Annotated in this window: 17 protein-coding genes; 9 read left to right on the top strand and 8 right to left on the bottom strand. The window is 71.2% G+C overall.

The features are described 5' to 3' along the window. Positions 1–25 precede the first annotated feature (25 nt). The 4 genes from argG (at position 26) to ACZ6TU_RS15275 (ending at position 4,900) form a co-directional block, all read left to right on the top strand. Positions 26–1,480: an argininosuccinate synthase gene (argG, locus tag ACZ6TU_RS15290; RefSeq protein ID WP_467669742.1), complete on the top strand. Its 1,455-nt coding sequence runs from the start codon at positions 26–28 to the stop codon at positions 1,478–1,480. Positions 1,481–1,736: 256 nt separating this feature from the next. Then, positions 1,737–2,150 carry a DUF4333 domain-containing protein gene (locus ACZ6TU_RS15285; protein WP_467669740.1) on the top strand — a complete coding sequence of 138 codons (414 nt, stop codon included), beginning with the start codon at positions 1,737–1,739 and terminating at the stop codon, positions 2,148–2,150. 25 nt (positions 2,151–2,175) lie between these two features. After that, entirely contained in the window at positions 2,176–2,859 is a 684-nt protein-coding gene (locus ACZ6TU_RS15280; RefSeq protein WP_467669738.1) for an ABC transporter ATP-binding protein, read from the top strand. A 28-nt stretch (positions 2,860–2,887) separates the two neighbouring features. Beyond that, a complete protein-coding gene (locus ACZ6TU_RS15275; RefSeq protein ID WP_469548674.1) occupies positions 2,888–4,900 on the top strand; it encodes an FtsX-like permease family protein in 2,013 nt (670 codons plus the stop codon). A gap of 120 nt (positions 4,901–5,020) precedes the next feature. On the opposite strand, the gene pntB is transcribed toward ACZ6TU_RS15275, so the two are convergent. Next, entirely contained in the window at positions 5,021–6,472 is a 1,452-nt protein-coding gene (gene pntB / locus ACZ6TU_RS15270) for a Re/Si-specific NAD(P)(+) transhydrogenase subunit beta (protein WP_467669734.1), read from the bottom strand. 6 nt (positions 6,473–6,478) lie between these two features. Then, positions 6,479–8,038, bottom strand: coding sequence for a Re/Si-specific NAD(P)(+) transhydrogenase subunit alpha (locus ACZ6TU_RS15265; protein WP_467669732.1), 1,560 nt, complete (start codon positions 8,036–8,038; stop codon positions 6,479–6,481). A 318-nt stretch (positions 8,039–8,356) separates the two neighbouring features. Between ACZ6TU_RS15265 and ACZ6TU_RS15260 the strand changes: the two genes are divergently transcribed. Further along, a complete protein-coding gene (locus ACZ6TU_RS15260; RefSeq protein ID WP_469549201.1) occupies positions 8,357–9,886 on the top strand; it encodes an MFS transporter in 1,530 nt (509 codons plus the stop codon). Positions 9,887–10,036: 150 nt separating this feature from the next. Here ACZ6TU_RS15260 and ACZ6TU_RS15255 read toward each other — a convergent pair whose 3' ends face one another. The 5 genes from ACZ6TU_RS15255 to ACZ6TU_RS15235 all read right to left on the bottom strand — a co-directional run bounded on the left by ACZ6TU_RS15255 (position 10,037) and on the right by ACZ6TU_RS15235 (position 18,753). Beyond that, positions 10,037–13,516 carry a SpoIIE family protein phosphatase gene (locus ACZ6TU_RS15255; RefSeq protein WP_469548671.1) on the bottom strand — a complete coding sequence of 1,160 codons (3,480 nt, stop codon included), beginning with the start codon at positions 13,514–13,516 and terminating at the stop codon, positions 10,037–10,039. A gap of 336 nt (positions 13,517–13,852) precedes the next feature. Further along, on the bottom strand, positions 13,853–15,514 hold the full coding sequence (locus ACZ6TU_RS15250) for a glycoside hydrolase family 13 protein (protein ID WP_467669728.1): 1,662 nt from the start codon (positions 15,512–15,514) through the stop codon (positions 13,853–13,855). Positions 15,515–15,539: 25 nt separating this feature from the next. Then, a complete protein-coding gene (locus tag ACZ6TU_RS15245; protein ID WP_469548669.1) occupies positions 15,540–16,373 on the bottom strand; it encodes a carbohydrate ABC transporter permease in 834 nt (277 codons plus the stop codon). Beyond that, positions 16,370–17,437 (bottom strand): carbohydrate ABC transporter permease, encoded by a 1,068-nt coding sequence (locus tag ACZ6TU_RS15240; protein ID WP_469548666.1) that lies wholly within the window; start codon positions 17,435–17,437, stop codon positions 16,370–16,372. Before ACZ6TU_RS15240 ends, ACZ6TU_RS15245 begins: the two co-directional genes overlap by 4 nt. 11 nt (positions 17,438–17,448) lie before the next feature. Then, the gene (locus tag ACZ6TU_RS15235) at positions 17,449–18,753 is read right to left on the bottom strand and encodes an ABC transporter substrate-binding protein (RefSeq protein WP_469548664.1); all 1,305 of its coding nucleotides are present in this window, start codon (positions 18,751–18,753) and stop codon (positions 17,449–17,451) included. A gap of 286 nt (positions 18,754–19,039) precedes the next feature. On the opposite strand from ACZ6TU_RS15235, the gene ACZ6TU_RS15230 reads away from it, so the two are divergent. Both ACZ6TU_RS15230 and ACZ6TU_RS15225 read left to right on the top strand, forming a co-directional pair. Next, positions 19,040–20,107 carry a LacI family DNA-binding transcriptional regulator gene (locus tag ACZ6TU_RS15230; protein ID WP_467669720.1) on the top strand — a complete coding sequence of 356 codons (1,068 nt, stop codon included), beginning with the start codon at positions 19,040–19,042 and terminating at the stop codon, positions 20,105–20,107. Positions 20,108–20,174: 67 nt separating this feature from the next. Beyond that, positions 20,175–20,987, top strand: coding sequence for a class I SAM-dependent methyltransferase (locus ACZ6TU_RS15225; protein ID WP_469548661.1), 813 nt, complete (start codon positions 20,175–20,177; stop codon positions 20,985–20,987). Here ACZ6TU_RS15225 and ACZ6TU_RS15220 read toward each other — a convergent pair. Further along, the gene (locus tag ACZ6TU_RS15220; protein WP_469548659.1) at positions 20,874–21,461 is read right to left on the bottom strand and encodes a Fur family transcriptional regulator; all 588 of its coding nucleotides are present in this window, start codon (positions 21,459–21,461) and stop codon (positions 20,874–20,876) included. The genes ACZ6TU_RS15225 and ACZ6TU_RS15220 overlap by 114 nt on opposite strands. A 203-nt stretch (positions 21,462–21,664) precedes the next feature. Between ACZ6TU_RS15220 and ACZ6TU_RS15215 the strand changes: the two genes are divergently transcribed. Further along, the gene (locus ACZ6TU_RS15215) at positions 21,665–23,167 is read left to right on the top strand and encodes a family 43 glycosylhydrolase (RefSeq protein ID WP_469548657.1); all 1,503 of its coding nucleotides are present in this window, start codon (positions 21,665–21,667) and stop codon (positions 23,165–23,167) included. Positions 23,168–23,231: 64 nt separating this feature from the next. Further along, positions 23,232–24,653, top strand: a complete 1,422-nt coding sequence (locus ACZ6TU_RS15210) for a family 43 glycosylhydrolase (protein WP_467670304.1) — start codon at positions 23,232–23,234, stop codon at positions 24,651–24,653. Positions 24,654–24,704 lie beyond the last annotated feature (51 nt).

Genomic DNA, 24,704 nt, shown 5'->3' with positions numbered 1-24,704 from the left:
ATGCAAAGTGATACATACTCTTTCTATGTCCAAGGTCCTCACCTCCCTGCCCGCCGGCGAGCGCGTCGGCATCGCCTTCTCGGGCGGTCTCGACACCTCCGTCGCGGTCGCGTGGATGCGCGACAAGGGCGCCGTCCCGTGCACCTACACCGCCGACATCGGCCAGTACGACGAGCCCGACATCGCGTCGGTGCCCGGCCGCGCGAACACCTACGGTGCCGAGATCGCGCGTCTGGTCGACTGCCGTGCCGCGCTGGTCGAGGAGGGCCTGGCCGCGCTGACCTGCGGCGCGTTCCACATCCGCTCGGGCGGGCGGGCGTACTTCAACACCACTCCGCTCGGCCGTGCCGTCACGGGCACGCTGCTGGTCCGGGCGATGCTCGAGGACGACGTCCAGATCTGGGGCGACGGCTCGACCTTCAAGGGCAACGACATCGAGCGGTTCTACCGCTACGGCCTGCTCGCCAACCCGCACCTGCGGATCTACAAGCCCTGGCTGGACGCGGCCTTCGTGACCGAGCTCGGCGGCCGCAAGGAGATGTCGGAGTGGCTGCTCGCCCACGGGCTGCCCTACCGCGACAGCACGGAGAAGGCGTACTCCACGGACGCCAACATCTGGGGCGCCACGCACGAGGCGAAGACCCTGGAGCACCTGGACACCGGCGTCGAGACCGTCGAGCCGATCATGGGCGTGAAGTTCTGGGACCCCGAGGTCGACATCGCCACCGAGGACGTGACGATCGGCTTCGAGCAGGGCCGCCCCGTGACGATCAACGGCAAGGAGTTCTCCTCCCCTGTCGACCTGGTCATGGAGGCCAACGCCATCGGCGGCCGGCACGGCCTGGGCATGTCGGACCAGATCGAGAACCGGATCATCGAGGCCAAGAGCCGCGGCATCTACGAGGCCCCGGGCATGGCCCTGCTGCACGCCGCGTACGAGCGTCTGGTCAACGCGATCCACAACGAGGACACCCTCGCCCAGTACCACACCGAGGGACGGCGGCTCGGCCGGCTGATGTACGAGGGCCGCTGGCTGGACCCGCAGGCGCTGATGATCCGCGAGTCGCTCCAGCGGTGGGTCGGCGCGGCCGTCACCGGCGAGGTGACGCTGCGGCTGCGGCGCGGTGAGGACTACTCGATCCTCGACACGACCGGCCCGGCGTTCAGCTACCACCCCGACAAGCTGTCCATGGAGCGCACGGAGGACTCCGCGTTCGGCCCGGTGGACCGGATCGGCCAGCTCACCATGCGCAACCTGGACATCGCCGACTCCCGCGCCAAGCTGGAGCAGTACGCTGGCATCGGTCTGATCGGCACCGGCAGCCCGACCATCGGCGCCTCCCAGGCAGCCGCGACCGGGCTGATCGGAACCATGCCTGAGCTGCCGCAGGGCGGCGCCGAGGCCATCGCCTCCCGTGGCGAGGTCTCCGAGGAGGACGCGTGGCTGGACCGCGCCGCGATGGACTCCGGCACGGACTGATCGGTTCGTGTGCCCCGTGAGACGGGGCATCAGAGAGAAGGCCGGCCCGGCACCCACAGTGCCGGGCCGGCCCTTTTGCGTGCCCAGGGACTCCCGGCCGCAGGCGGATGATCGGCCGAACGGCCGAGGGCCGGTGCGGCGGCGGTCCCGGTGCTCTGGCCGAATGGCCGAGGCGCGGGCCCGCGTACCCGGGTGAGAGTGGGATCACTTCCTCTACTCGATCACCTCGATCGCCTCGATCATCGATACGAGTCATGTGCCGATCCCCCAGGAGCACGAGATGCAGCGCGGTTTCCTCGTCGGTGCCGTCGGCGGCGTAGCCGCCATGGCCGCCGTGGGCGGGGTCCTCACCTACCTCCTGGCCGACAAGGACGTGCAGTACACCACGGTCGACCCCTACCCCGGGCAGCCCCACGTGAAGGTGGACGGCCACCCGGCAGTGGAGAGGACGATCCTTCAGTCCCGTATCGAGGGCTGGTACCACCCGCTGCCGTGGGTCGGGAAGGACATCGGCGAGGTGTCCTGCCCGGCGCATCTCAAAGCGGTGGCCGGTGCGACCGGGACGTGCACGGCGCGGGCCGGGGGCGAGCGGGTCTCGATTCCCGTCCGCGTGATCAGGGTCGAGGGAGACCCCGCGACACCGCGGGTGACCTGGAAGTTCGAGCGCTGACACGTACCCGGGAGCACACCGAGTCATGAGCACCGTCCTGGCCGGCCACGGCCTCACGAAGAAGTACGGCTCCACCACCGCGCTGGACGGCGTGGACGTCGAGGTCGGCGAGCGGGACTCGCTGGCCATCATGGGCCCGTCCGGCTCCGGCAAGTCCACCCTCCTGCACACCCTGGCCGGGATCATCCGGCCCGACGGCGGCCAGGTGCTGCTGCGCGGCGATCGCATCGACAAACTCGGCGAGAACCGGCTGAGCGCGCTGCGCCGCAAGCGGTTCGGGTTCGTCTTCCAGTTCGGCCAGCTGCTGCCGGAACTGCCCGCCGAGGAGAACGTCGCCCTGCCGCTGATGCTGGAGGGCGTCCCGCGCAGGCAGGCCGTCACCCGCGCCCAGCGCTGGTTCGCGCCGCTCGGCCTGGACGGCCTGGAGAAGCGCCGGCCCGGACAGCTCTCCGGCGGACAGGCCCAGCGAGTCGCCATCGCCCGCGCCCTGGTGATCGAACCGGACGTCGTCTTCGCCGACGAACCCACCGGCGCCCTGGACCAGAACACCAGCGAGGAGGTCGTACGGCTCCTCACCTCCGTCACCCGCGAGCAGGGCGCCGCCCTGGTCATGGTCACCCACGACGCCGACGTCGCCGCCCACTGCGGCCGGATCCTCCAGGTCCGTGACGGCCGGATCAGCAGCCACAACCAGTACACGGTCGTCTGACCCCGCGCGCACGCCACCGGAGACCTCGATGCCTTCCCCTGTCCTTCCCCTGACCTGGCACCTCACCCGGTCCGCCGGCCGCCGCGGCCTCCAGAGCCAGTTGCTCGCCGCCGGTGCCGCCGCCGTCGGCGCCTTCGTGCTGCTGGTGATGATCGCCGCCTGCCTCGGCTCCGGCGCCCGAGCCGACCGCACCACCTGGCGCGTCCCCGACGCGGCATCCGCCAGGTCGGCGACCGCCGTCCAGACCATGACCACGACCTATGTACGCCACCAGCCCGTCACCGTCGTCAGTCTCGCCCAGCTCCCGGACCGCCGACCCACACCCGCGCCGCCCGGCCTGAGCGCCTTCCCGAAGAAGGGCGAGGTGTACGTCTCCCCCGCCCTGGCCGAGCTGATCCGCGAACTGCCCGCGAAGCAACTCGCCGACCGCCTCCCCGAACCGGCGCGGTACGGCACGATCGGCGCCGCGGGGCTCGCCTCCCCCGACGAACTGGTCGCCGTCGTCGGACGCGCGCCCGGCGACCCCGCGGTCTCCAAGGCGGCCGGGGGCGACGGCTGGTACGACGAAGGCCAGACCGCCCGAGCCGGGATCACCGGCTTCGCCGGCTCCAAGCCGAGCATGTTCACGGTCGGCGACCAGCAGACGGCGCTCCTCGGCGCGGTACTGCTGGTGGTGCCCGTCGTGGTGCTGGCCGCCGCGGCCGGACGGCTCGGGGCTGCCCGGCGCGAACAGCGGCTCGCCGCGCTGCGGCTGGCCGGGGCCACCCCGCGGCAGATCCTCGCCATGACCGCCGCCGAGGCGGCGGCCGTGGGCGCCGCCGGTGCCCTCACGGGCGCCCTCGCCTATGTGGCGCTGCTGCCCGCCCTCGCCGCGATCCCCTACGGCGTCGGCGCCTGGTACACCGGCCAGTTGTGGGTCGGTCTGCCGTGGCTCGCGGCGGTGGTGCTGGGCGTCACCGTCCTCCTCACGGTCAGCGCGGTGACGATGCTGCGCCAGGTGGCGACGTCACCCCTCGGCGTGGCCCAGCAGGCCAACCCACGGCGCACGCGCATGATCCGGCTCGTGCTGTTCGCCGCGGCCCTCGTCTACATCATGCAGAGCGCGGGCGGAACCATGACGAACCGCCAGATGATCGCGCTGCTGGTGCTGTTCTACGGGGCGTTCTGGCTGTTCGGCCCGTGGGTCGTGGACCGGCTGGGCCGGATCGCGGGCCGTTTCGCCCGCCGCCCGGCCACCCTGCTGGCGGCCCGCAGGCTCAGCGACGACCCGCGAGGCGCCTGGCGCACCGTCAGCGGCCTGGTCCTCGCGGGCTTCGTCGCCGGGTTCTTCTCCGTCAGCCAGCTGGACATCGGCTTCACCCAGCACCCCGACCAGGTCGCCGTCGTGACCGACGGCGGCGCCGACGCCCGGCACACGGCCACCGAGGCCCGTGCGCTGCTGGACCGGGCGGGCGTCGAGGCGACCGTGAACACCGTGGGCGAGGACGACTTCGACGGCAGCGTGCTGCTCGGCCGATCCGGCGTGGTCGCCCGGGTCTCCGGCGGCACCGAACGGATCGACGCCGCCACCACCGCCCTGACGCCTCTCGGGGAGGGCCGGTTCCCGGTCTCGCAGGACTACGTGTCCGCCCCCGACGCCACCATCACCGACCGCATCACCACGGTCAGCACCGCCACGCTGATCCTGAGCTTCCTCGTGGCGACGGCCTCCGCGGGACTGACCGCGGCCGCGAGCGTCCTGGACCGGCGCCGCGTCTACGGGCTGCTGCGGCTGTCCGGCGCCCCGCTGAAGGTGCTGGACCGGGCACGGGTCCGCGAGACGGTCCTGCCCCTGCTCGTCCTGGCCGGGGGCACGACCGCCATGGGCGTCTTCGGCGGCTACCAGCTCAACGAGGCGGCCGGCGCCACCGTCGACGTCGCCGGCGCGCTCCAGCTCGCCGTCTGCGTGACCGTCGGCGCGCTCGCGATTCTCGCCGCGATCGGCGGCAGCAGGCCGCTGCTGCGCAGGGTGACGGCCGACCCGGCGCAGACCGCGGACTGACGCGACGAGGCACCGACCCGGGCGGAGTCCCGGCGCGCCGATGAGGCACCTCCCGTGTTCGAACAGCACAGGTGGTGCCTCATCTGCGGCCGTTGCTCGGTCAGCAGCAGGTGTCGCCCTTCAGCGCGTGGTGCCGGCCATCTCCGGCACGGGCGTGTCGAGGGCGTCCAGGCTGCGCAGGATGTCCTCCACACGCTGCTTGGCGTCGCCGAAGAGCATCTGGCTGTTCTCCCGGAAGAACAGCGGGTTCTGCACACCGGCGTACCCGGCGGCCATCGACCGCTTGAAGACGACCACGTTGGCCGCCTCCCACACGTGCAGCACCGGCATCCCGGCGATGGGGCTGGCCGGGTTGTCGGTGGCGGCCGGGTTGACGGTGTCGTTGGCGCCGATGACCAGGACGACCGAGGTGGCGGCGAAGTCGTCGTTGATCTCGTCCATTTCCAGGACGATGTCGTACGGCACGTTCGCCTCGGCGAGCAGCACGTTCATGTGCCCGGGCAGCCGGCCGGCGACCGGGTGGATGCCGAAGCGCACCTCGACGCCCCGCTCGCGCAGCTTGCGCGCCAGCTCGGCGACCGGGTACTGGGCCTGGGCGACCGCCATGCCGTAGCCCGGCGTGATGATCACCGAGGAGGCGTCGCGCAGGAGTTCCGCGGTCTCCTCCGCGCCGATCTCCCGGTGCTCCCCGTGTTCGCCGTCGTCGGAGGCCGCCGCCGGCGTCCCGAAGCCGCCCGCGATCACCGAGATGAAGGAGCGGTTCATCGCCTTGCACATGATGTAGGACAGGTAGGCACCGGAGGAGCCGACCAGCGCGCCGGTGACGATCAGCAGGTTGTTGGCGAGCAGGAAGCCCGAGGCGGCAGCGGCCCAGCCGGAGTAGCTGTTGAGCATGGAGACGACCACCGGCATGTCACCGCCGCCGATGGAGGCGACCAGGTGCGCGCCCAGGGCGAGGGCGATGACGGTGACCGCGATGAGCAGGCCGATGTGGGGGCGTGCCACGAACGCGACGGTGAGCGCGACGAACGCGACCAGGGCGCCCACGTTGAGGACGTGCTTGCCGGGCAGCGTGAGCGGGCGGGAGTTGATGCGTGCCGAGAGCTTCAGGTACGCGACGACGGAGCCCGTGAAGGTGACGGCGCCGATGAACACCCCGATGAACACCTCGGCGTGGTGGATGCCGAGCAGCGAACCGGTGAGCTCTTCACCGCCGTGGCTGCCGGCGTCGACGTCGAGGTAGCCGTTCCAGCCGACGAACGCGGCGGCGAGACCGACGAGACTGTGCATGATGGCGATCAGCTCCGGCATGCCGGTCATCTCGACCACCCGGGCCCGCCACAGTCCGATGCCCCCTCCGACGGCGGTGGCGACGACGATCAGCACGAGACCGGTGGCGGTGATGCTCTTCGACGCGAGACCGACTGTGGCGGCCAGGGCGACGACCATGCCCGCGATGCCCCAGACGACTCCCGAACGGGAGGTCCGGTGCTGCGAGAGCCCGGCGAGGCTGAGGATGAACAGCAGCGCGGCGACGACGTAGGCGGCTTCTGAGGCCGTGACTGTGGTCATCCCTGATCAGCCCTTCGAGAACATGCCGAGCATGCGGCGGGTGACGGCGAATCCGCCGAAGATGTTGATGCTCGCCAGCAGGATCGCGGCGAACGACAGCACGGTGACGGCGGTGTTCCCGTGCCCGATCTGGAGCAGCGCGCCGACCACGACGATCCCGGAGATGGCGTTGGTGACCGACATCAGCGGGGTGTGCAGCGCGTGGTGCACGTTGCCGATGACGTAGAAGCCGATGACGATCGCCAGCACGAACACCGTGAAGTGGCCGATGAGTTCGCTCGGCGAGAAGGCCGTCACCAGGAACAGCGCGAGCGCTCCGGCGCCGACGAGGGCGTACGAGGACCACGCGGGGCGGGCGGGCTTCGCCGGTGCCGCGGAGGGCGCGGCCGGTTCCGTGCCGCCGGCCGGGGCGGGTGCGGGAGCGGCGGACACCTGGACGGGGGGCGGCGGCCAGGTCTTCTCGCCGTCGCGGACCACGGTCATCGACCGCTGCACCACGTCGTCGAAGTCCAGGACCAGCCGGCCGTCCTTGCCGGGGGTGAGCAGCTTCATCAGGTTGACGACGTTGGTGCCGTAGAGCTGCGAGGCCTGGGCCGGGAGCCTGCCGGGCAGGTCGGTGTAACCGATGATCGTCACGTCGTTGTCGGTGACGACCGCCTTCCCGGCGACCGTGCCCTCGACGTTGCCGCCCTGGCCCGCCGCCATGTCGACGATCACGCTGCCGGGCTTCATCCGCGCGACGTCCTCGGCGGTGATCAGCCTCGGCGCCGGGCGGCCCGGGATGAGGGCGGTGGTGATGACGATGTCGACGTCGGCGGCCTGCTCGGCGTACAGCTGCGCGGCGAGCCTGTCGTAGTCCTCGGAGGTGGCCCGCGCGTAGCCGTCGGTGCTGACCTCCTGCTCGACGCCCACCGTCAGGAACTCCCCGCCCAGCGAGCGCACCTGCTCGGCGACCTCGGGCCGGGGATCGGTGGCGCGGACCACGGCACCGAGGCTGCGGGCGGCGCCGATCGCGGCGAGTCCGGCCACCCCTGCACCGGCCACCAGCACCTTGGCGGGCGGCACCTTGCCGGCGGCGGTCACCTGGCCGGTGAAGAAACGGCCGAAGGCGTGCGCGGCCTCGACGACGGCCCGGTATCCGGCGATGTTGGCCATCGAGCTGAGCACGTCCAGGGACTGGGCGCGCGAGATACGCGGCACGGCGTCCATCGCGAGGACGGTGATCGGCCGCCGCGCCAGCTCGTCGACCAGCTCCGGGTGCAGCGCGGGGCCGACGAGTGCGATCAGCGTCGCCCCGTCCCGCAGCCGGCCGATCTCCTCGCTGGAGGGGCCGTTCACCTTGAGCACGATCTCCGCCTGCCACGGGTCGCCGAGCCTGGCTCCCGCCTCCTCGTACGCCGCGTCGGAGAAGCGGGACGATGCTCCCGCCCCCGGTTCGACCACCACTTCGTATCCGAGTGCGGCAAGTCTCCCCACGGTGGCCGGCGTCGCCGCCACCCTGGTCTCGCCCGCAGTGGACTCGGCGGGTATGCCGATCCGCTGGGGTTCCGGTTCCGCTGGGACCATCGTCTGCCTCTCCGTCGTTCGGGTGCCTGTCCTCCTTGGTGCCCGCATCCTGCACCTTCGACGCGGCATCGGCGGCGGGCCGTGGTCACATGGCCGAGGAGGCCGTCCTCACAGCGCCGAGGGGTTGCCGTGGGGCGCGTTCGGGGGTATCGGTGTGCCACCCGAGGCGGGAAGAGTCTCCTGGGGCGCGAGGACTCTTCTGATGCGTCATGTCACGGCCGGGCGCAGACTGAGTGCGTGAGCAGCACGCGCCCGGGGCGCGGCGGGCCCGCGTCCCCCTCCCGAACGGTGCCGCAGCAGACTGTGGCGCTGGCGGCGATGATGTTCGCCGTCGCCATGACCTTCATCGACCAGACCATCGTGTCCATCGCGGCACCGGACATCGTCCGCGAACTGGATCTGTCGTCGTCCGGCATGCAGTGGGTGGTGAACGCCTACCTGCTGTCCCTCGCGGCGTTCTTCGCTCTCGGCGGGCGTCTCGCCGACCTCTACGGGCCTCGCCGGATCGTCGTGATCGGCACGCTGGTGTTCGTCGTGTCGTCGGTGCTGTGCGGCTGCGTGCCGGCGGGCGGCGCCGCGCAGACCTGGCTGATCGTGTTCCGCGCCACCCAGGGTCTCGGCGCGGCCCTGCTCTTCCCCGCGGCACTCGCCGTGGTGGTGGCGGTGTTCCCGGTCGAGCGACGCGGACGCGCCCTCGCCCTGTTCTTCGGCGTCTCCGGCGCCCTGACCGCCCTCGGCCCGCTGCTGGGCGGCTGGCTCACCGGCTGGACCTGGCGAGCCGTCTTCTGGGTCAACGTGCCCGTGGCGATCGTGGCGCTGGTCCTCACGGCTCTGGCGCACCTCTCCGACCGGCGGCGGTCCGGCACCCTGGACGTCCGTGGCGCCGCCCTGATCGCGGCCGGCATGGGCCTGAGCGTGCTCGGCTTCCAGCAGGCCTGGTCCTGGGGCTGGGACAGCTGGGCTACCTGGGTGTGCATCGCGGGCGGCCTCGCGGTGCTCTTCGGGTTCGTCCGCTTCGAACGCCAGGTGCGGCATCCGCTGATCGACCTGCGGGTCTTCCGGGACAAGGCGTTCACCGTGGACGCGGCGGTGCTGTTCTTCGCGATGCTCGCCTTCGTGCCGCTGTTCTTCTTCGCCTCGGTCTACGCCCAGGTGTCCCTGAGCGCCTCGCCGAACCAGGCGGCCCTGTTCCTGCTGTACTTCTTCGCGGGCTTCGCGATCGCCTCGCAGTGGGGCGGCCGGATCCTCGACAAGCAGGGCGCCCGCCCGGCCCTGAAGCTGGGCACCGCGGTGGGCTGCCTCGGCTTCGCCCTGTGGGCGAACAAGCTCACCGACCTGTCCATGCACGACCAGTGGCCCTACGCGGCCCTCGCCGGGGCGGGTATCGGCTTCGTCCTCGCGCCCGCCTCGACGGACGCCGTCAACCGGGCCATCGGCGCCTCGTACGGCGAGGTCACCGGCATCACCCAGACCGTGCGCAACTTCGCGGCGAGCGTGGGCCTGGCCGTCTACGGCACCGTCCTGACACACGTCACGACCGACAACGTCGTGACGACCCTTCGATCGCGCGGCATGCCCGCTGGCGACGCGGACGCCGTGGCCCGCGACATCACCGAGTCGGTCACGGGCAACGGCGACTCCCGTCCGCCCGCCGGCACCGGCCCCGCCGCCGAGGCGACACGGGACGCCATGAGCGCCGTCCGCATGGACTTCGCCGAGGCCAACCAGTGGGTGTTCTACGGCATGGCCATCGCTCTGGGCATCGGGTTCCTGTGCGCCCTGCGCCACCCGGGCGGCCGGGCGACCACGACCGCGGCGGCGGAGGAACCGGCCGCGCAGGCGCGCTGACGGCCGCCCGGCGACCGTACGGCGAATTCACCAGCTGAACTCGTCAGGTGAACAGGTCGGTCAAACCAAGGAAGAACCGCACCAGGTTTCTGTGGCAATGACTACGAGCAGTAGCGGTCGGTTGTACGGCGCTTCCGTCAGCCGGCGCGATCAGGCGGGGTGACGCGATGGTTCGGCGGTGGCGGCGAGCAGGGCGGTGTCGTCGTCGACCCGGCCGGGGGTGTTCAGCAGGGCCAGGGCCCGTTCGGTGATCCGCTGGGGGTCGGTGCGGGCGGCAGTGGGCAGCGTGGCGCAGGCCTCGTGCAGGGCAGCCAGGCCGGCGTCGAGGGACAGCGCCCGGTTCTCTACCAGGCCGTCGGTGTACAGCAGCAGGCTGGTGCCGGGCGGGAACGCCACCTCGCGGTCGACCGGGGTGCTGCCCAGTCCCAGCGGCGGGGTGGGGTCCACCTCCAGGTAGGCGGTTCGCCCGCCCGCCACCAGCAAGGGCGGCAGGTGGCCGCTGGCGGCGTAGCGCAGGCGGTGGCGGTGGGGGTCGTAGACCGCGTACAGGCAGGTGGCGAAGCGGTCGGTGGCGAGCGACTGCAGGTAGACGTCGAGCCTGGCCAGCACCTGGGCCGGCCCGGCGCCCTCCAGTGCGAGGATGTGCAGGGCGGAGCGGAGTTGGCCCATCACGGTGGCGGCGTCCACGTCGTGGCCCATGACGTCGCCGATGGCCAGGCCGATGGTGCCGTCGGGCAGGGCGAGCACGTCGTACCAGTCGCCGCCGATCTCGGCGCCGCGGTTGCTGGCCCGGTAGTGGGTGGCCAGCCGTATCCCGGGGACCTGGGGCAGGCGGTGGGGCAGCAGGGCGCGCTGCAGGGTCAGGGCGAGGCGGCGCTCGGTGTGGTAGCGGGTGGCGTTGTCGTAGGCCAGGGCCAGGCGGTGGGCGAGGTTTTCCAGATATTTGCGTTCGACCGCGGAGTAGCCGCCGGTGTGCCGGGCGAGGACGAGGGCCCCCAGGACCTGGTCGTGGGAGTGCAGCGGCAGGGCCAGCACGGTGGCGGGCGCCGGGTCTTGGGGGGCAGGCGTGCCGCGCATCGCGTGGGCGGCTGCGGTGGCGAGTACCTCGCGGGCAAGAAGGGGGGCACCAGCGGTGTATGCCGGGGGCGACTGCGCCGGGGCGAGTGCCGCGGCGGGGTCGGTGTCGGTGAGGTGGATGCTGATCTGGTCGGCCAGGTCGGGCACCAGCACCTCCCCGGCGTTCTGCAGCACCTGGCCGGGCTCGAGGGTGGCGGACAGCCGCAGGCCCGCGTCGGCGAGGGAGGCCAGCATGGCCAGCTGGTTGCGGGTCTCGGTCAGGACCTGTTCGCGCAGCCGGGACTGTTCCAACCCGGTGCGGACCCGCGCCAGCAGCTGGCGCGCGGAGAAGGGCTTGGCCAGGTAGTCGTCGGCGCCGGCGTGCCGGCCCTGCACGGATTCCTCCTCGCCGGCGCGGGCGGTGAGCAGGACGATGGGCAGGCGGGCGGTGCGCGGGTCCGCGCGCAGCGCCCGGACCAGCTCGAAGCCGTCCATGCGGGGCATCATCACGTCGCTGAGCACCAGCTCCACCGGCTGCGCCAGGGCCATCTCCAGGGCGGCCCGGCCGTCGGCGGCGAGCAGGAGGTCGTAGTCGGGCTGCAGCAGCCGGGTGAGGTAGGCGCGCATGTCGGCGTTGTCGTCGACGACGAGCAGGCGGGCCCGGCCGGTTGCGTGCGGGCCGGGGCCGTGGGGGACATCGTGGGTCGCGGTGGCGTGCGGGGTGCGTGCCGCGGGGGTGGCCGCGGCGGGGACGGTGTCGGCCTCCAGCCAGCCCAGCGCTTCGTTGACATAGGCCCCGGCGCGGCCGGGCCCGCCGCCTCCGCTTTCCCCGGGGGGCGCCGCGCTGGGGACGGGCTGGTCTCGGCGGGGCCGGTAAGCGGAGGTGAAGGGGAGGTCCACGGTGACGGTGGTGCCCTGGCCGAGCCGGCTGTCCACGGTGACGGTGCCGCTGTGCGCTTCCACCAGGTCTTTCACCAGCACCAAGCCGAGGCCGCTGCCCTCGTGGGAGCGGGAGCGGGCGCCGCGGACCTGGTGGAACCGCTCGAACAGGCGCGGCAGCTCATCTTCGGGGATGCCGGTGCCGGTGTCGGTCACGGTCAGCCGGGCCCGGTCGCCGGCCGCGGCCACCCGCACCCGGGCGCCGCCGGTGAAGGTGAACTTCAGGGCGTTGCTCAGCAGGTTGAGGATGATCTTCTCCCACATTTCCAGGTCCAGGGAGACCGGCTTGGGCAGCGGCGGGCAGTCCACCTCCAGCTTCAACCCGGCCACCTCGAAGGCGGAGCGGAACACCCCGGCCAGCTCGGCCGTGGCACCGGCCAGGTCGACCGGCTCGAAGATCCCCCGCACCTGCCCGGCCTCGGCCCTGGCCACGTCCAGGAGGGTGTTGACCTGTTTCAGCAGCCGCAGGGCGCCCCGCTCGGCCAGCTCCAGCTGCTCGCGCCGCTGGGGCCGGTCCTCGTCGGCGAGGGCTTGCTGGAGCGGACCCAGCAGCAGCGTGAGCGGGGTGCGGAACTCATGGCTGACGTTGGCGAAGAACGCGGTCTTGGCCCGGTCGAGCTCCACCAGCGCCTCCGCCCGTCGGCGCTGCTCGTCGTGGGCGAGCGCGGCCGACAGCGCCCCGGCCACGGCGGAGGCGAGCACCTCCAGGAAGTCCCGGTAGGCCCCGGCCGGCGGGAAGCAGGGGTTGACGCCCACCACCAGCACGCCCTCCACTCGGCCCGCGCAGTTCAGTGGCAGGGCCAGCACCTCCTCGACCGGAAGCCGGGAAGCCGCGGCGTGCTGCCCGGCCGTGCTGCCGCTGCCGAACGCCGCGGCCGGCAGCGTGGCCGCGGCCCCGTCGGCGGCCACCCGCGCCAGCCAGGCCGCCACATCCGGCCCGCCGGCCTCGCTCAGCAAGTCGGTCCCGGGCGCCGGCCGCAGCATCCCCGGCTCGGCGGCCAGGTACAGGCCCAGGAACGGGATCTCCTCCGGGTAGCCGCCCGCCACCTCGGCGACCACGCGGGCGACCTCGCCCGGGGTGGGCAGCCCGGCGGTGCGCGCGCCGGTCTCGCTCAGCAGCCGCAGCCGGCGCTCGCCCAGCACCCGGCCTGTGGTCTCGGTGAGGATCTGCAGCACGCCGCCGGCGGTGCCGTCGTCCAGCAGCACGGGCTGAAAGGCGGAGTCGAAGTAGCACTGCTCCAAAAAACCGTGGCGCTCCATGATGAGCGGCTCATCCGGGATCAGCAGGGGCTTGCGGCTGTCGGTCACGTAGTGGAAGTGGGAGCTCACGGGGTGGGCCCAGACCTCGGGGAACACCTCCTTATAGGGCTTGCCGAGCGCCCAGGGGTGTTTGGCGCCGGGAATGGGTGCGGCGCCCCGGTTGTACAGCGTGGTGAATTCAGCGCCCCAGTACAGCGCCATCCCCTGCTCGGAGGTGAGCATGAGGCGCAGGGTGTCCACCAGGGGCCCCGGCCAGAACTCGGGGGGCCCGAGCGGCGTCGCCGCCCAGTCGATCCCGGCCAGAAGCTCGCCGAACGCGCCGGCCTCGGCGAACATTCGGGCCGCCGCGGTGCGCGGGTCATCGGGCCGGGTCATCGAGAAAATCTTCCTCCTGGCGCCTGTGTGATCCGCCCGCGTCGCCCCAGAGCGCCGACGGGTGACGGGTCACCACGCTGCGAAGCGTGCCGCCGGCCTCCCGGCACACCGAACATCCGGATCCGACGGCTCTGGCTACGCTCCTGCCCGGATTACAAGGTTAAACCGATTAAATGGTGATTTGCTCAGCAGTGTACGCCCGCCGCCGCACGCCGACGGCCGCGATCGCCGACTCGCGGTCCCTGCGGGCGGCCGACAATGCCGGTGCCGACGACCGGCGCCTACGCGCCGTCGCCAACAGGGCAAACGTTGCCTGACCCGGCACCAGGATCCCCGCTACACCGCCAGCCACACCGCCTGGTCGGGCCCCAGCACGCCCCCCTCGAGCGGGCCGCCGGCCAGGAGGAGCTCGGAGTGTGCGGGCAGTTCGTACGGCTCGGTGGAGAGGTTGACCACGCACACGAAGCCGGGCTCGCGGCTGAAGGACAACACGCCCTCCGGAGCGTCCAGCCACGTCATGGTGCCGTCGCCGAGGGCGGGGTGGTCGCGGCGGATGCGTAGTGCTGTGCGGTAGAGCTCCAGCATGGAGGCCGGGTCGCCGGTCTGGGCCTCGACGCTCAGTCCTGCCCAGTCGGCCGACTGCGGCAGCCAGGGGTCAGCGGTCGCACCGTCGGGGCTGAAGCCGTAGGGGGCTGCCTGGCCCGACCAGGGGATGGGCACACGGCAGCCGTCGCGGCCGCGGTCGGTGTGGCCCGAGCGCTCCCAGATCGGGTCCTGGAGGGCGGACTCGGGCAGGTCCTCGACCTCGGGGAGGCCGAGTTCCTCGCCCTGGTAGACGTAGGCGCCGCCGGGCAGGGCCAGCATCAGCAGGGCGGCGGCCCGGGCACGCCGGGTGCCCAGATCGAGGTCCAGGGCGCCGTCGGGTTCGTACCGCGCGTTGGCCATCCAGCTCCGCGCGGCGGTACGGCCGTAGCGGCTGGGGTGGCGCATCACGTCGTGGTTGGACAGGACCCAGGTGGCGGGTGCGCCGACCGCGCCGAGCATGGTGAGGGAGTCGTCGATGACGGCGCGCAGGTCCTTGGCGTCCCAACCGCACATGAGGAAGTCGAAGTTGAAGGCGGTGTGGAGGCCGTCCCGGCGGACGTAGGCGGCGAGCCGTTCCGGTGTGTCGGCCCATGCCTCGGCGACGAAGGAACGGTCGCCGGGGAACTCGTCGGCGACCTTGCGCCAGGCCCGGTATATCTCGTGCACCTCGTCCCGGTCCCAGTGCGGGTGGTCGAGGTGCTGCCGGATCTCGTCGCGGCGGGTGAGCGGGCCCGTCACCGCGGGTTCGGCGCGGGGCGGCAGGTCGGGCAGCTCCGGGTGCTTGATCAGGCCGTGGGCGACGTCGATGCGGAAGCCGTCGACGCCCCGGCTGAACCAGAACCGCAGGATCGACTCGAACTCGGCCCGGACCTCGGGGTGTTGCCAGTTGAGGTCGGGCTGCTGGGGTGCGAACAGGTGGAGGTACCAGTCGCCGTCGGGCAGCCGGGTCCAGGCCGGGCCGCCGAAGCAGGAGACCCAGTCGTTCGGTGGTTCCGTGCCGTCGGGTCCGCGGCCGGGGCGGAAGACGTAGCGCTCGCGTTCCGGGCTGCCGGGCCCGGCGGCCAACGCCGCCTGGAACCAGGCGTGCTGGTCGGAGGTGTGGTTGGGCACGATGTCGGGGATGACGCGGATCCCGTGCTCGTGGGCTTCGATGATGAGCTGCTCGGCGTCGGCCAGGGTGCCGAAGCGCGGATCGATGGCGCGGAAGTCGGCGACGTCGTAGCCGTGGTCGGCCATGGGCGACTTGTACCAGGGGTTGATCCAGATGGCGTCCACGCCGAGGGACTTCAGATACGGCAGTCGGGAGCGGATGCCGGCGATGTCGCCGATGCCGTCGCCGTTTCCGTCGGCGAAGCTGCGGATGTAGACCTGGTAGATGACGGCACTGCGCCACCAGGGTGCGGTGGGGGACACGTGGCTCCTTGTGGAAGACGGGTGGTTACTTCGCCGCGCCGGCCGTGAGCCCGGCGACGATACGGCGCTGGAACAGCAGCACCATCACGACCAGCGGAATGGTCACCACGACGCCCGCGGCCATCTGGCTGCCGAACGGCGTCTGGTACGTCGTCGCTCCCGAGAACTTGGAGATGGCGACGGTCGCGGTCTGCATGCCGGGCTTGTTGGTCATCGACAGGGCGATGAGGAACTCGTTCCAGGCGGCGATGAAGGTGATGATCGCGGTGGTGAAGATGCCCGGCGCGGCGAGCGGAACGATGACCTTGCGGAAGGCCTGGCCGCGGGTGCAGCCGTCGACCATGGCGGCGTGTTCCAGCTCGTCCGGCATCTGCCGGAAGAAGGTGGTCAGGTTCCACACCGCCAGCGGCAGCGTGAAGGACATGCTGGGCACGATCATGGACTGGTAGGTGTTGATCCAGCCGATGTCGGTGAACAGCTTCAGCAGCGGGACGACGATCGAGACCACCGGGAACATCGAGGTGGCGATGATCAGCGTGAGGATCAGCCGCTTGAAGCGGAACTCCAGCCGGGCCATCGCGTACGCGGTGAACGTGGCCAGCAGGAGCGACATCGCGGTCGTGATGCCGGCGACGATCAGGCTGTTGAGCAGCGCCCTGGTGAAGCCCTGGGCCGGGCTGAACACCGACCGGTAGTTCTCGAACGACAGCGTGGAGGGGAACAGCGAGGTGCTGAAGATGTCGCCGGTGCTGCGGAGGCTGGAGACCAGCATCCAGTAGAACGGGGCCAGGCAGTAGGCCACCACCACGGCGACGCCCAGATAGGGCAGCCACTGCCGCCACTTGGCCGTGAGGGTCATGCCGTCACCTCCCGGACGCGGCGGCGCGGCACCCTGACCGCGTGGCTCCTGCGCTTCTTCGTCCCGCCGGCGCCCCCGATGAGGTCGGCGCCGAGCAGCCGGACGAAGGCGAGCGCGATGAGGAAGACGTAGAGGAAGAGGAGGACCGCGTACGCGGAGGCCGGTCCGAAGCGGACGTTGGACGCCTCGTTCTGCGCGAGCATCGACAGCGTCTCGACGGAGCCCTTCTGGGCGCCGATGAGGATGTAGGGCAGGTCGAACATCCGCAGCGCGTCCAGGCAGCGGAACAGCACCGCCACCATCAGCGCGGGCTTCACCAAGGGGAGGGTGATGCGCCAGAACTGCTGGAGGGCGCTCGCCCCGTCGAGCCGGGCCGCCTCGTAGATCTCCTTCGGGATCACCTGGAGGCCGGCCAGGACGAGCAGCCCGATGAAGGGGGCGGTCTTCCACACGTCGGCGATGACGACCGCGATCTTGGCGGAGAAGCCGTCGGCGGTCCACAGGACCTGGTGGCCGAGGAGGACGTTGGCGATCCCGTCGGCGTTGAAGATCCACTTCCAGAGCAGTCCGGAGATGGCCGTGGGGATCGCCCAGGGGACGAGGATGCCGGCCCGCACCAGGGACCGGCCGCGGAAGGCCCGGTGCATGATCAGCGCCATGGCGACGCCGATCACGGTCTCCAGCGACACCGTGACGACGGTGAAGAAGGTGGTGTTCCAGAAGGCGTTCCAGAAGCGGTCGCCGGCCTGGGTGAAGATGTCGGTGTAGTTCTTCAGCCCGACGAACGGCTCGGTGTTGCTGATGAACCCGGTCTTCGGGTCCAGGCCCTTCGGCCCGTACAGGGACTCGTCGAGGGCCATGAGCGTCGGGTAGAGCACGACGACCGTCAGCACCAGGAGCGTCGGGGAGACCAGGAGCGCGGCCAGGCGGCCGGTGCCCGCGGTGGCCCGGGAGCGTGGACGACGCCGGGGGCCGTCGGGTGCCGGGGGCCGCCCGGGGCGGCGGGTGGCCGCCGTCCCGGGCTCCTGCGGGGCGGTGTCGGGCGGGATCGCGGTGTCGGCCATGACCCGCGGCCTCACTGTGCCGTCAGCTTCTGGAGGTCCCCCTGGAGGTCCTTCAGCGCCTGTGCGCTGCTCTTCTTACCGGTGAGCGCGGCGTAGACCTCGTTCTGGATCGCGGCGGTCACGTCGCCGTACTGCACGACCCGCGGGCGCGGCACGGCCTTCGTGATCGACTGCTTGAGGTCGGGCAGGTACGGATACTGCTTGTCCAGGGACGCGTTGTCGTAGAGGTCGGCGTAGGGCGGGGCGAGAGAGGCGTTCTTGAGGAAGTAGGTCGCGCTCTCCTCGCTGGTGAAGAACTTCATGAAGTCCAGCGCCGTGGCCTTGTTCTTGGCGAAGGACGACAGGGCCAGGTTGGAGCCGCCGAGGCTGGAGGCGCCGGGGCCGTTCAGGCCAGGCAGGGGCGCGACGGCGAACTTGCCCTTGATGGCGCTCTTCTGGGCCAGGGAGTACACGTACGGCCAGTTGTTCAGGAAGATCAGCTTGCCTGCCTGGAACGCCTGGCGGCCGTCCTCCTCCTGGTAGGTGATGGCCTCCTTGGGGATGGTCTTGTCCTTGAAGGAGTGGACGAGGAAGTCCAGGCCCTTCTTCGCCTGCGGGGTGTCGACGTCCGGCTTGCCGCCTGCGTCGACGATCTGGCCGCCGGCGGAGTTCACGGCCTCGGCGAAGTTCACCGTGAGGCCCTCGTACTTCTGGAACTGCCCGGCGTAACAGGACATGTTCTTCGCCTCGGGGAGCTTCTTCACCTTGGCGCAGTCGGCGGTCATCTGGGCCCAGGTGGTGGGGGGTTGGCTGACGCCGGCCTTCTTCAGCAGGTCGGTGCGGTAGAACAGCAGGCCGCCGTTGGAGCTGCCGGGGACGGCGTAGAGCTTGCCGCGGTACTTGCCCGTTTCCACCACCGGCTTGAGCATCTTGCCGAGCGGGAACTGGTTCGCGGGCAGCGGCTCGATCCACTGGTGGGCGGCGAACTCCGACGTCCACACGACGTCGGTGGCGAGCACCGTGTAGGCGTCGGACTTCGTCTCCGCGTTCTGGATCATCTGCTGGCGCTGCGAGTCGGCGTCCGTGGGCAGCTGGATGAAGGTGACCTTCTCCTTGGGGTGTGCCTTGTTCCAGCGGGCGATGATCGTCTGGACGGTGCCGGTGGTGTCCTTGCCGGCGACGTATGTGATGGGGCCGCGGCCCTTGAACGACGCCGGTGCGGCCTGCGCGGACTGTCCGGAGCCGCTGCCGCCGGACGAGCCGCAGGCGGTGAGGAGGAGTCCGGCGGCGGCGAGCGCTGCGGAACACTGAATCGCTCTGGCGGTACTGGTCTTCACTGTCTCTCCTGGTCGTGACATACCGAAGTCGTGTCTGTTCCCCCGGAATGGCTTTGGTCATGAGATTGCGTTGCCACGGCATTCCGCTGATAAAAACCGCAGTTCACAGCGGATGAGAGGCGTCCCTCCGGGGCGACTTCGAACCTGTCGAGACAACGTTTGCACGTTAGGAGTGCCCAGCCGGGAAGTCAATGCGTCGCGCCGTGGTAAGAAGGCAAGAATCAGGTGAGACAGCGCTGTCACCGAGTGCCGTGCACGGCAGTGTTCCCGTGCTAGCGTCCGGCGCATGCCACCAGGTCAGCGGCACCCCACGATGGCTGACGTCGCCGAACGGGCCGGGGTCTCCATCTCCACGGTCTCGCGCACCCTGCGCGGCCTGTCCACGGTCTCGCCGGAGGTCCGCGCCCGTGTCGAACAGGCCGCCCGGGAACTGAACTTCGCCGTCTCGCGCCATGCCGCCAGCCTCGTGACGGGCAGGACGTGCAGCGTCGCGGTGCTCGTGCCCACGCTCAGTTCGTGGTTCGTGGGCGCGGCCCTGTCGGGACTCGCTCTCGTCCTGCGGGCAGCCGGCATGGAACTGACGGTCTATGCGATCCCCGGCATGGCCGAGCGCACGGCGTTCTTCGAGCATCTCCCCGCGCGGCGCAACGCGGACGCGCTGCTGGTGTTCTCCTTCGACCTCACCGAGGAGGAGACCGCCCGGCTGGACAGCCTCGGCATGCCGGTCGTGTACGTCAGCCAGCACGTCGAGGGACGGCCCAGCGTCTACGTCGACGACGTGGCCGGCGCCCTGCGCGGCACCCGGCATCTGCTCAACCTCGGCCACCGCCGGATCGCCTACGTACGGACGGTGGGCACCGGTGGCTTCGCCTTCAGCTCGCAGGAGCGGCTGGTCGGTTACCGGCAGGCGCTGGCCGAGGCCGGCCTGCCCCTGGACGACGATCTCGTGGTCGCCACCCCACCGGGCGACAAGCGGGGCGCCGCCGAGGCGGTCGGCAGACTGCTGGGGCTGCGGGAGCCGCCCACGGCGGTCTTCGCCGAGCAGGACGAGGTGGCCGTCGCCGTGATCTGGACGCTGCGCGCGACGCGCATCGAGGTGCCCGGGCAGGTGTCCGTCGTCGGCTTCGACGACCAGCCGGTGGCCCAGTGGTTCGATCTGACCAGCGTGGCCCAGTCGCCTTCGGCCATCGGCCGGGAGGCCGGCGCGCTCGCGCTGGCGCTCGTCAACGACCCCGGCGGCGACCGCGAACGGCACGTCGTGCTGCCCACCCATGTGATCCCCCGGGCCACCACGGCCCCGCCTCCCGCCCCACGGAGCGCACCTGAGGAGTTGCCCCAACTGCCCTCGGACTGACGGAAATCGCCGCGCGGCCCCGGACGCCCCGAGCCTAGACTCGGCCGAAAACGAGGGGCGGTTGCGTATGACCACCGGACGGAACACCGTCGGAGACGTCTTCAGCGCGGGAGCGGCGGAGTTCCACAGCTGGTCCCGGGTGCTGTGGGATCCGGTCGGCGAGGCGACGGCGGACGTGGCCGCCCCGACCGGCGGCGAGTCGGTGCTGGACGCCTGCTGCGGAGCCGGGGCGTCGGCGCTGCCGGCCGCGCGGGCCGTAGGGGCGGCAGGCCGCGTGGACGCCGTGGACCTCGCGGACGGACTGCTGGCGATCGGGGAGCGCCGGGCACGCGAGGAGGGCCTGGCGAACATTCGCTTCCACCACCACGAGGTCACCTCGTGGCCCGTGACCAGCCCGGGATACGACGTCGTGCAGTGCGGTCTCGGGGTGTTCTTCTTCCCGGACATGGACCGGGACTCCGCCGCGCTGACGCGGTTGCTGCGTCCCGGTGGCCGGTTCGTCGTGACGGTCTGGGAGAAGGGCGCGCTCGGCGGCTGGCAAGCGGCACTCCGGGGCGCGGTCCTGACGGAGCGCGATCTGCCCCGCCCGCCGCAGATGGAGCAGCTGGCCAGGATCGACACCGCCGGCACCCTCGCGGCCTGGCTGACGGACCTGGGCGGGAGCGAACCCCGGGTCGTACAGCGGCGGTTCGACGCCCCGCTGTCCCCGGAGACGGGCTGGGAGCTGGCCACCGGCAGCGGGGCGCGCCGGATGCTGGACGGGCTGTCACCGGCCGCCGTCGAGCGGGTGCGCGCCGAGTTCACCGCCCGGCTCACCGCGGACGTGGTCACCGACCTCGACGTACGCGTCCTGACGGGTACGGCCCGCTTCTCCGGCTGACCGGCCGGCCGGGCGGGGCGGCGGGCAGGACGCCGTGCCCGGCCCGCGCCCGCACGGGCCGCAGACGCCGCTCAGTTCGAGGGTGTGCTCCAGCTCCGTGAAGCCCGTGGTCTCGGCGAGCCGGGCGGCCCACTCCTCGACGGCCTCCGCGTCCACGGGCCGGCTGCGGCCGCAGCGGCGGCAGATGAGGTAGTGGCGGTGCTCGCCGGCCGGCCGCCCCAGGTAGAGCCGCTCGCCGCCCTCGTCGCGCACGACGTCGACCAACCCTGCGCGGTCCAGCTCGCGCAGGGTGCGGTAGACGGTGGTGAGCCCGACGGTGCTGCCCGCGTCGGCCAGCAGCGCGTGCAGTTCCTGCGCGGAGACGAACTCGCGGCAGCGGCCCAGCGTGCCGAGCACGGCCCGGCGCTGCCACGTACTGCGCAGGCCCGGGGTGCGGATGCGCTCCACGGCCGGGCTCTCCTCCGCTTCGCCCACCACTGGACTCCTTGCTCGACCGGCGCGTTCGTCGGCCCCCCATGCTAGATGAACATGGTTTTCACGTCGATGACCGACCCGACCGGCTCCGGCGTCATGCCTGCGCAAACCGTTGACGGAGGTAAGAGGCCCACTTATCTTCTGATCGAATTCACGAACTGCGTTCGAAATAACGGACATAGACTCGGACAGAGGCGGCTCGTATGCTCCGGACCACCCCTGCGGCCAGGCGCCGCGGTCCCCTGCTCGTCTGCGTGCTCGCCCTGCTCCTCGCCCTCGCGGGGGCGACGCAGCCGGCGTCCGCGGCGGACGGGCGCCCCTACACCAACCCGCTCAAGTCGGCCAAGGGCGCCGACCCCTGGCTGACGTACCACGACGGCGACTACTACCTGATCACCACCACGTTCACCGGCGTCCTCGCGATGCGGAAGTCGCCGACCCTGGCCGGGCTCGCCACCGCGCCCAGCGTCCAGGTGTGGTCGGACACCACCGCGACCCGCAACACCAACATCTGGGCGCCGGAGATCCACTTCCTGAACGGCCGCTGGTACCTCTACTACTCCGCCGGCCGGAGCGGCGTGGCCTGCTGCGACTCGCAGCGCACCCATGTCCTGGAGAGCACCGGTTCCGACCCGATGGGTCCCTACACCTACAAGGGGTCGCTGACCGGGTCGAACCTCACGCCGGGCGGCTGGCTGATCGACGCGAGCGTGCTCCAGGCGAACGGGCGGCTGTACCTCGTCGGCAGCGGTTTCGTGAACGGCGGTACACAGAGCCTGGTCATCGCGCCGATGAGCAATCCGTACACCCTGGCGAGCAGTACCTTCACCGTCATCTCCAGCCCGACGCTGAGCTGGGAGCGGTCGGGGTCCCCCGTCAACGAGGCGCCCGAGCCGCTCTACCGGAACGGCCGCACCTTCCTGACGTACAGCGCGAGTTCGTGCCAGACGGCCGACTACAAGCTCGGGCTGCTGGAGCTCACCGGCGCCGACCCGCTGAACCCGGCGTCCTGGACGAAGAAGCAGACCCCGGTCTTCCAGCGCGACAACGCGGCCGGCGTGTACGGCCCCGGACACAACGGCTTCTTCACCTCGCCCGACGGCACCGAGAACTGGATCGTCTACCACGCCAACTCCTCGGCGAACGGCGGCTGCGGCAACGCCCGCACCACCCGCGCCCAGAAGTTCACCTGGAACGCCGACGGCACTCCGAACTTCGGCGCCCCGGTCCCCCTCGGCCGCACGCTCCCCGGTCCGTCCGGCGAGACGGCGGCGACGCCGACGGCGTACACCCTCGTCAACCGCAACAGCGGCAAGTGCCTGGACGTGGCGGGCGGCAGCAGCGCCGACGGCACCAACGTCCACCAGTGGAGCTGCAACGGCGGCGCCAACCAGAGGTGGAAGGTCGAGGACCTCGGCGACGACACCAGCCGGCTGGTCAACGCGGCCACCGGCAAGGTGCTGGACACCGCCGAATGCTCCGCCGCGGACGGCGCCGACCTGCGGCAGTGGTCCTGGCTGAACAACAAGTGCCAGCGCTACCGGCTGGTGTACACGGCGAGCGACGACTACGTCCGGATCGTCAACGAGTCCACCGGCAAGGTCGCCAACGTGACCGACTGCGGCACGGCCAACGGGGCCGACGTACGGCAGTGGACCTGGCTGAACAACAACTGCCAGCAGTGGAAGCTCGTCCCCACCACCTGATCGCTCCCCCCTCATCCGGAGAACTCCCTTGAGACGCAAGAGACGCAATGCACCGCGGCTGCTCCTGGCCCTCCTCGTCGCCCTCGCCGCCTGCCTCGTCGGAACCGGCGCGCCCGCGCAGGCCGCCGTGCCCGACTCCCCCGGTGTCACGTACACCAACCCGATCGCCGAGAAGCGGGCCGACCCGCACATCTTCAAGCACACCGACGGCTACTACTACTTCACCGCTACCGTCCCCGAGTACGACCGCATCGTGCTGCGCCGGGCGACCACCATCCAGGGGCTCAAGTCGGCCCCCGAGACGACCATCTGGACCAAGCACGCCAGTGGCGTGATGGGGGCCCACATCTGGGCGCCGGAGATCCACTTCATCGACGGCAAGTGGTACGTGTACTTCGCGGCGGGCGCCACGAACGACATCTGGGCGATCCGCATGTACGTCCTGGAGGGCACGGGCGCCAACCCGCTCACCGCCGCCTGGACCGAGAAGGGGCAGATCAAGACCCAGTGGGAGAGCTTCTCCCTGGACGCCACCACCTTCGTCGTGAACGGCGTGCGCTACCTGGCCTGGGCGCAGCGCGACCCGTCCGTGAACAACAACACGGACATCTACCTCGCGAGGATGGCGAACCCCTGGACGATCACCGGCACTCCGGTGATGCTGTCGCGGCCCACCTACTCCTGGGAGACCGTCGGCTTCAAGGTCAACGAGGGTCCGGCGGTCATCCAGCGCGGCGGCAAGGTGTTCATGACGTACTCCGCCAGCGCCACCGACAGCAACTACTGCCTGGGCATGCTCACCGCCTCCGCGAGCGCGAACCTGCTCAGCCAGGCGTCCTGGAGCAAGAGCCCCACGCCGGTGTTCGCCAGCAGCGCCGCGACCAGCCAGTACGGTCCGGGTCACAACTCCTTCACCGTGTCAGAGGACGGCAAGAGCGACATCCTCGTCTACCACGACCGCGGCTACAAGGACATCAGCGGCGACCCGCTCAACGATCCCAACCGCCGCACCCGTGTGCAGAAGGTCTACTGGAACGCCGACGGCACCCCGAACTTCGGCATCCCCGTGGCCGACGGCGTCACCCCGCAGCGCTTCTCCTCGTACAACTTCCCGGACCGGTTCATACGCCACTACGACTACCGGGCCCGGATCGAGGCGAACGTCACCAAGCTCGCCGACTCGCAGTTCCGGGTCGTGCCCGGCCTCGCCGGCAGCGGCACCGTCTCGCTGGAGTCGGCGAACTTCCCCGGTTACTACCTGCGGCACAAGAACTTCGAGGTGTGGCTGGAGAAGAACGACGGCAGCGCGCAGTTCGCGTCCGACGCCGCCTTCCACCGGCGCGCCGGGCTGGCCGACCCGGCGGGCGTCTCGTACGAGTCGTACAACTACCCCGGGCGATACGTCCGCCACTGGGAGTACCTGCTGAACGTGCAGGCGGTGAGCACGGCGGCCGACCGTGCGGACGCCACCTTCTACGCCCAGTGACCATGTCGCGTTTGCCCGTAATGCCCTGATTGCCTTCCCGGTGGGCGGGCA

It is taken from the genome of Streptomyces sp. NPDC052064, from assembly GCF_055585925.1.
The sequence above is the reverse complement of the archived record's forward strand: the minus strand, read 5'-3'. Positions and strand labels throughout refer to the sequence as shown.

What these genes read in the sequence shown, in the direction of transcription:
- ACZ6TU_RS15275 (WP_469548674.1), top strand. Translation starts at nt 2,888, where the DNA reads ATGCCTTCCCCTGTCCTTCCCCTGACCTGGCACCTCACCCGGTCCGCC.
- pntB (WP_467669734.1), bottom strand. Translation starts at nt 6,472, where the DNA reads ATGACCACAGTCACGGCCTCAGAAGCCGCCTACGTCGTCGCCGCGCTG.
- ACZ6TU_RS15245 (WP_469548669.1), bottom strand. Translation starts at nt 16,373, where the DNA reads ATGACCCTCACGGCCAAGTGGCGGCAGTGGCTGCCCTATCTGGGCGTC.
- ACZ6TU_RS15280 (WP_467669738.1), top strand. Translation starts at nt 2,176, where the DNA reads ATGAGCACCGTCCTGGCCGGCCACGGCCTCACGAAGAAGTACGGCTCC.
- argG (WP_467669742.1), top strand. Translation starts at nt 26, where the DNA reads ATGTCCAAGGTCCTCACCTCCCTGCCCGCCGGCGAGCGCGTCGGCATC.
- ACZ6TU_RS15230 (WP_467669720.1), top strand. Translation starts at nt 19,040, where the DNA reads ATGCCACCAGGTCAGCGGCACCCCACGATGGCTGACGTCGCCGAACGG.
- ACZ6TU_RS15260 (WP_469549201.1), top strand. Translation starts at nt 8,357, where the DNA reads ATGATGTTCGCCGTCGCCATGACCTTCATCGACCAGACCATCGTGTCC.
- ACZ6TU_RS15265 (WP_467669732.1), bottom strand. Translation starts at nt 8,038, where the DNA reads ATGGTCCCAGCGGAACCGGAACCCCAGCGGATCGGCATACCCGCCGAG.
- ACZ6TU_RS15225 (WP_469548661.1), top strand. Translation starts at nt 20,175, where the DNA reads ATGACCACCGGACGGAACACCGTCGGAGACGTCTTCAGCGCGGGAGCG.
- ACZ6TU_RS15215 (WP_469548657.1), top strand. Translation starts at nt 21,665, where the DNA reads ATGCTCCGGACCACCCCTGCGGCCAGGCGCCGCGGTCCCCTGCTCGTC.
- ACZ6TU_RS15240 (WP_469548666.1), bottom strand. Translation starts at nt 17,437, where the DNA reads ATGGCCGACACCGCGATCCCGCCCGACACCGCCCCGCAGGAGCCCGGG.
- ACZ6TU_RS15255 (WP_469548671.1), bottom strand. Translation starts at nt 13,516, where the DNA reads ATGACCCGGCCCGATGACCCGCGCACCGCGGCGGCCCGAATGTTCGCC.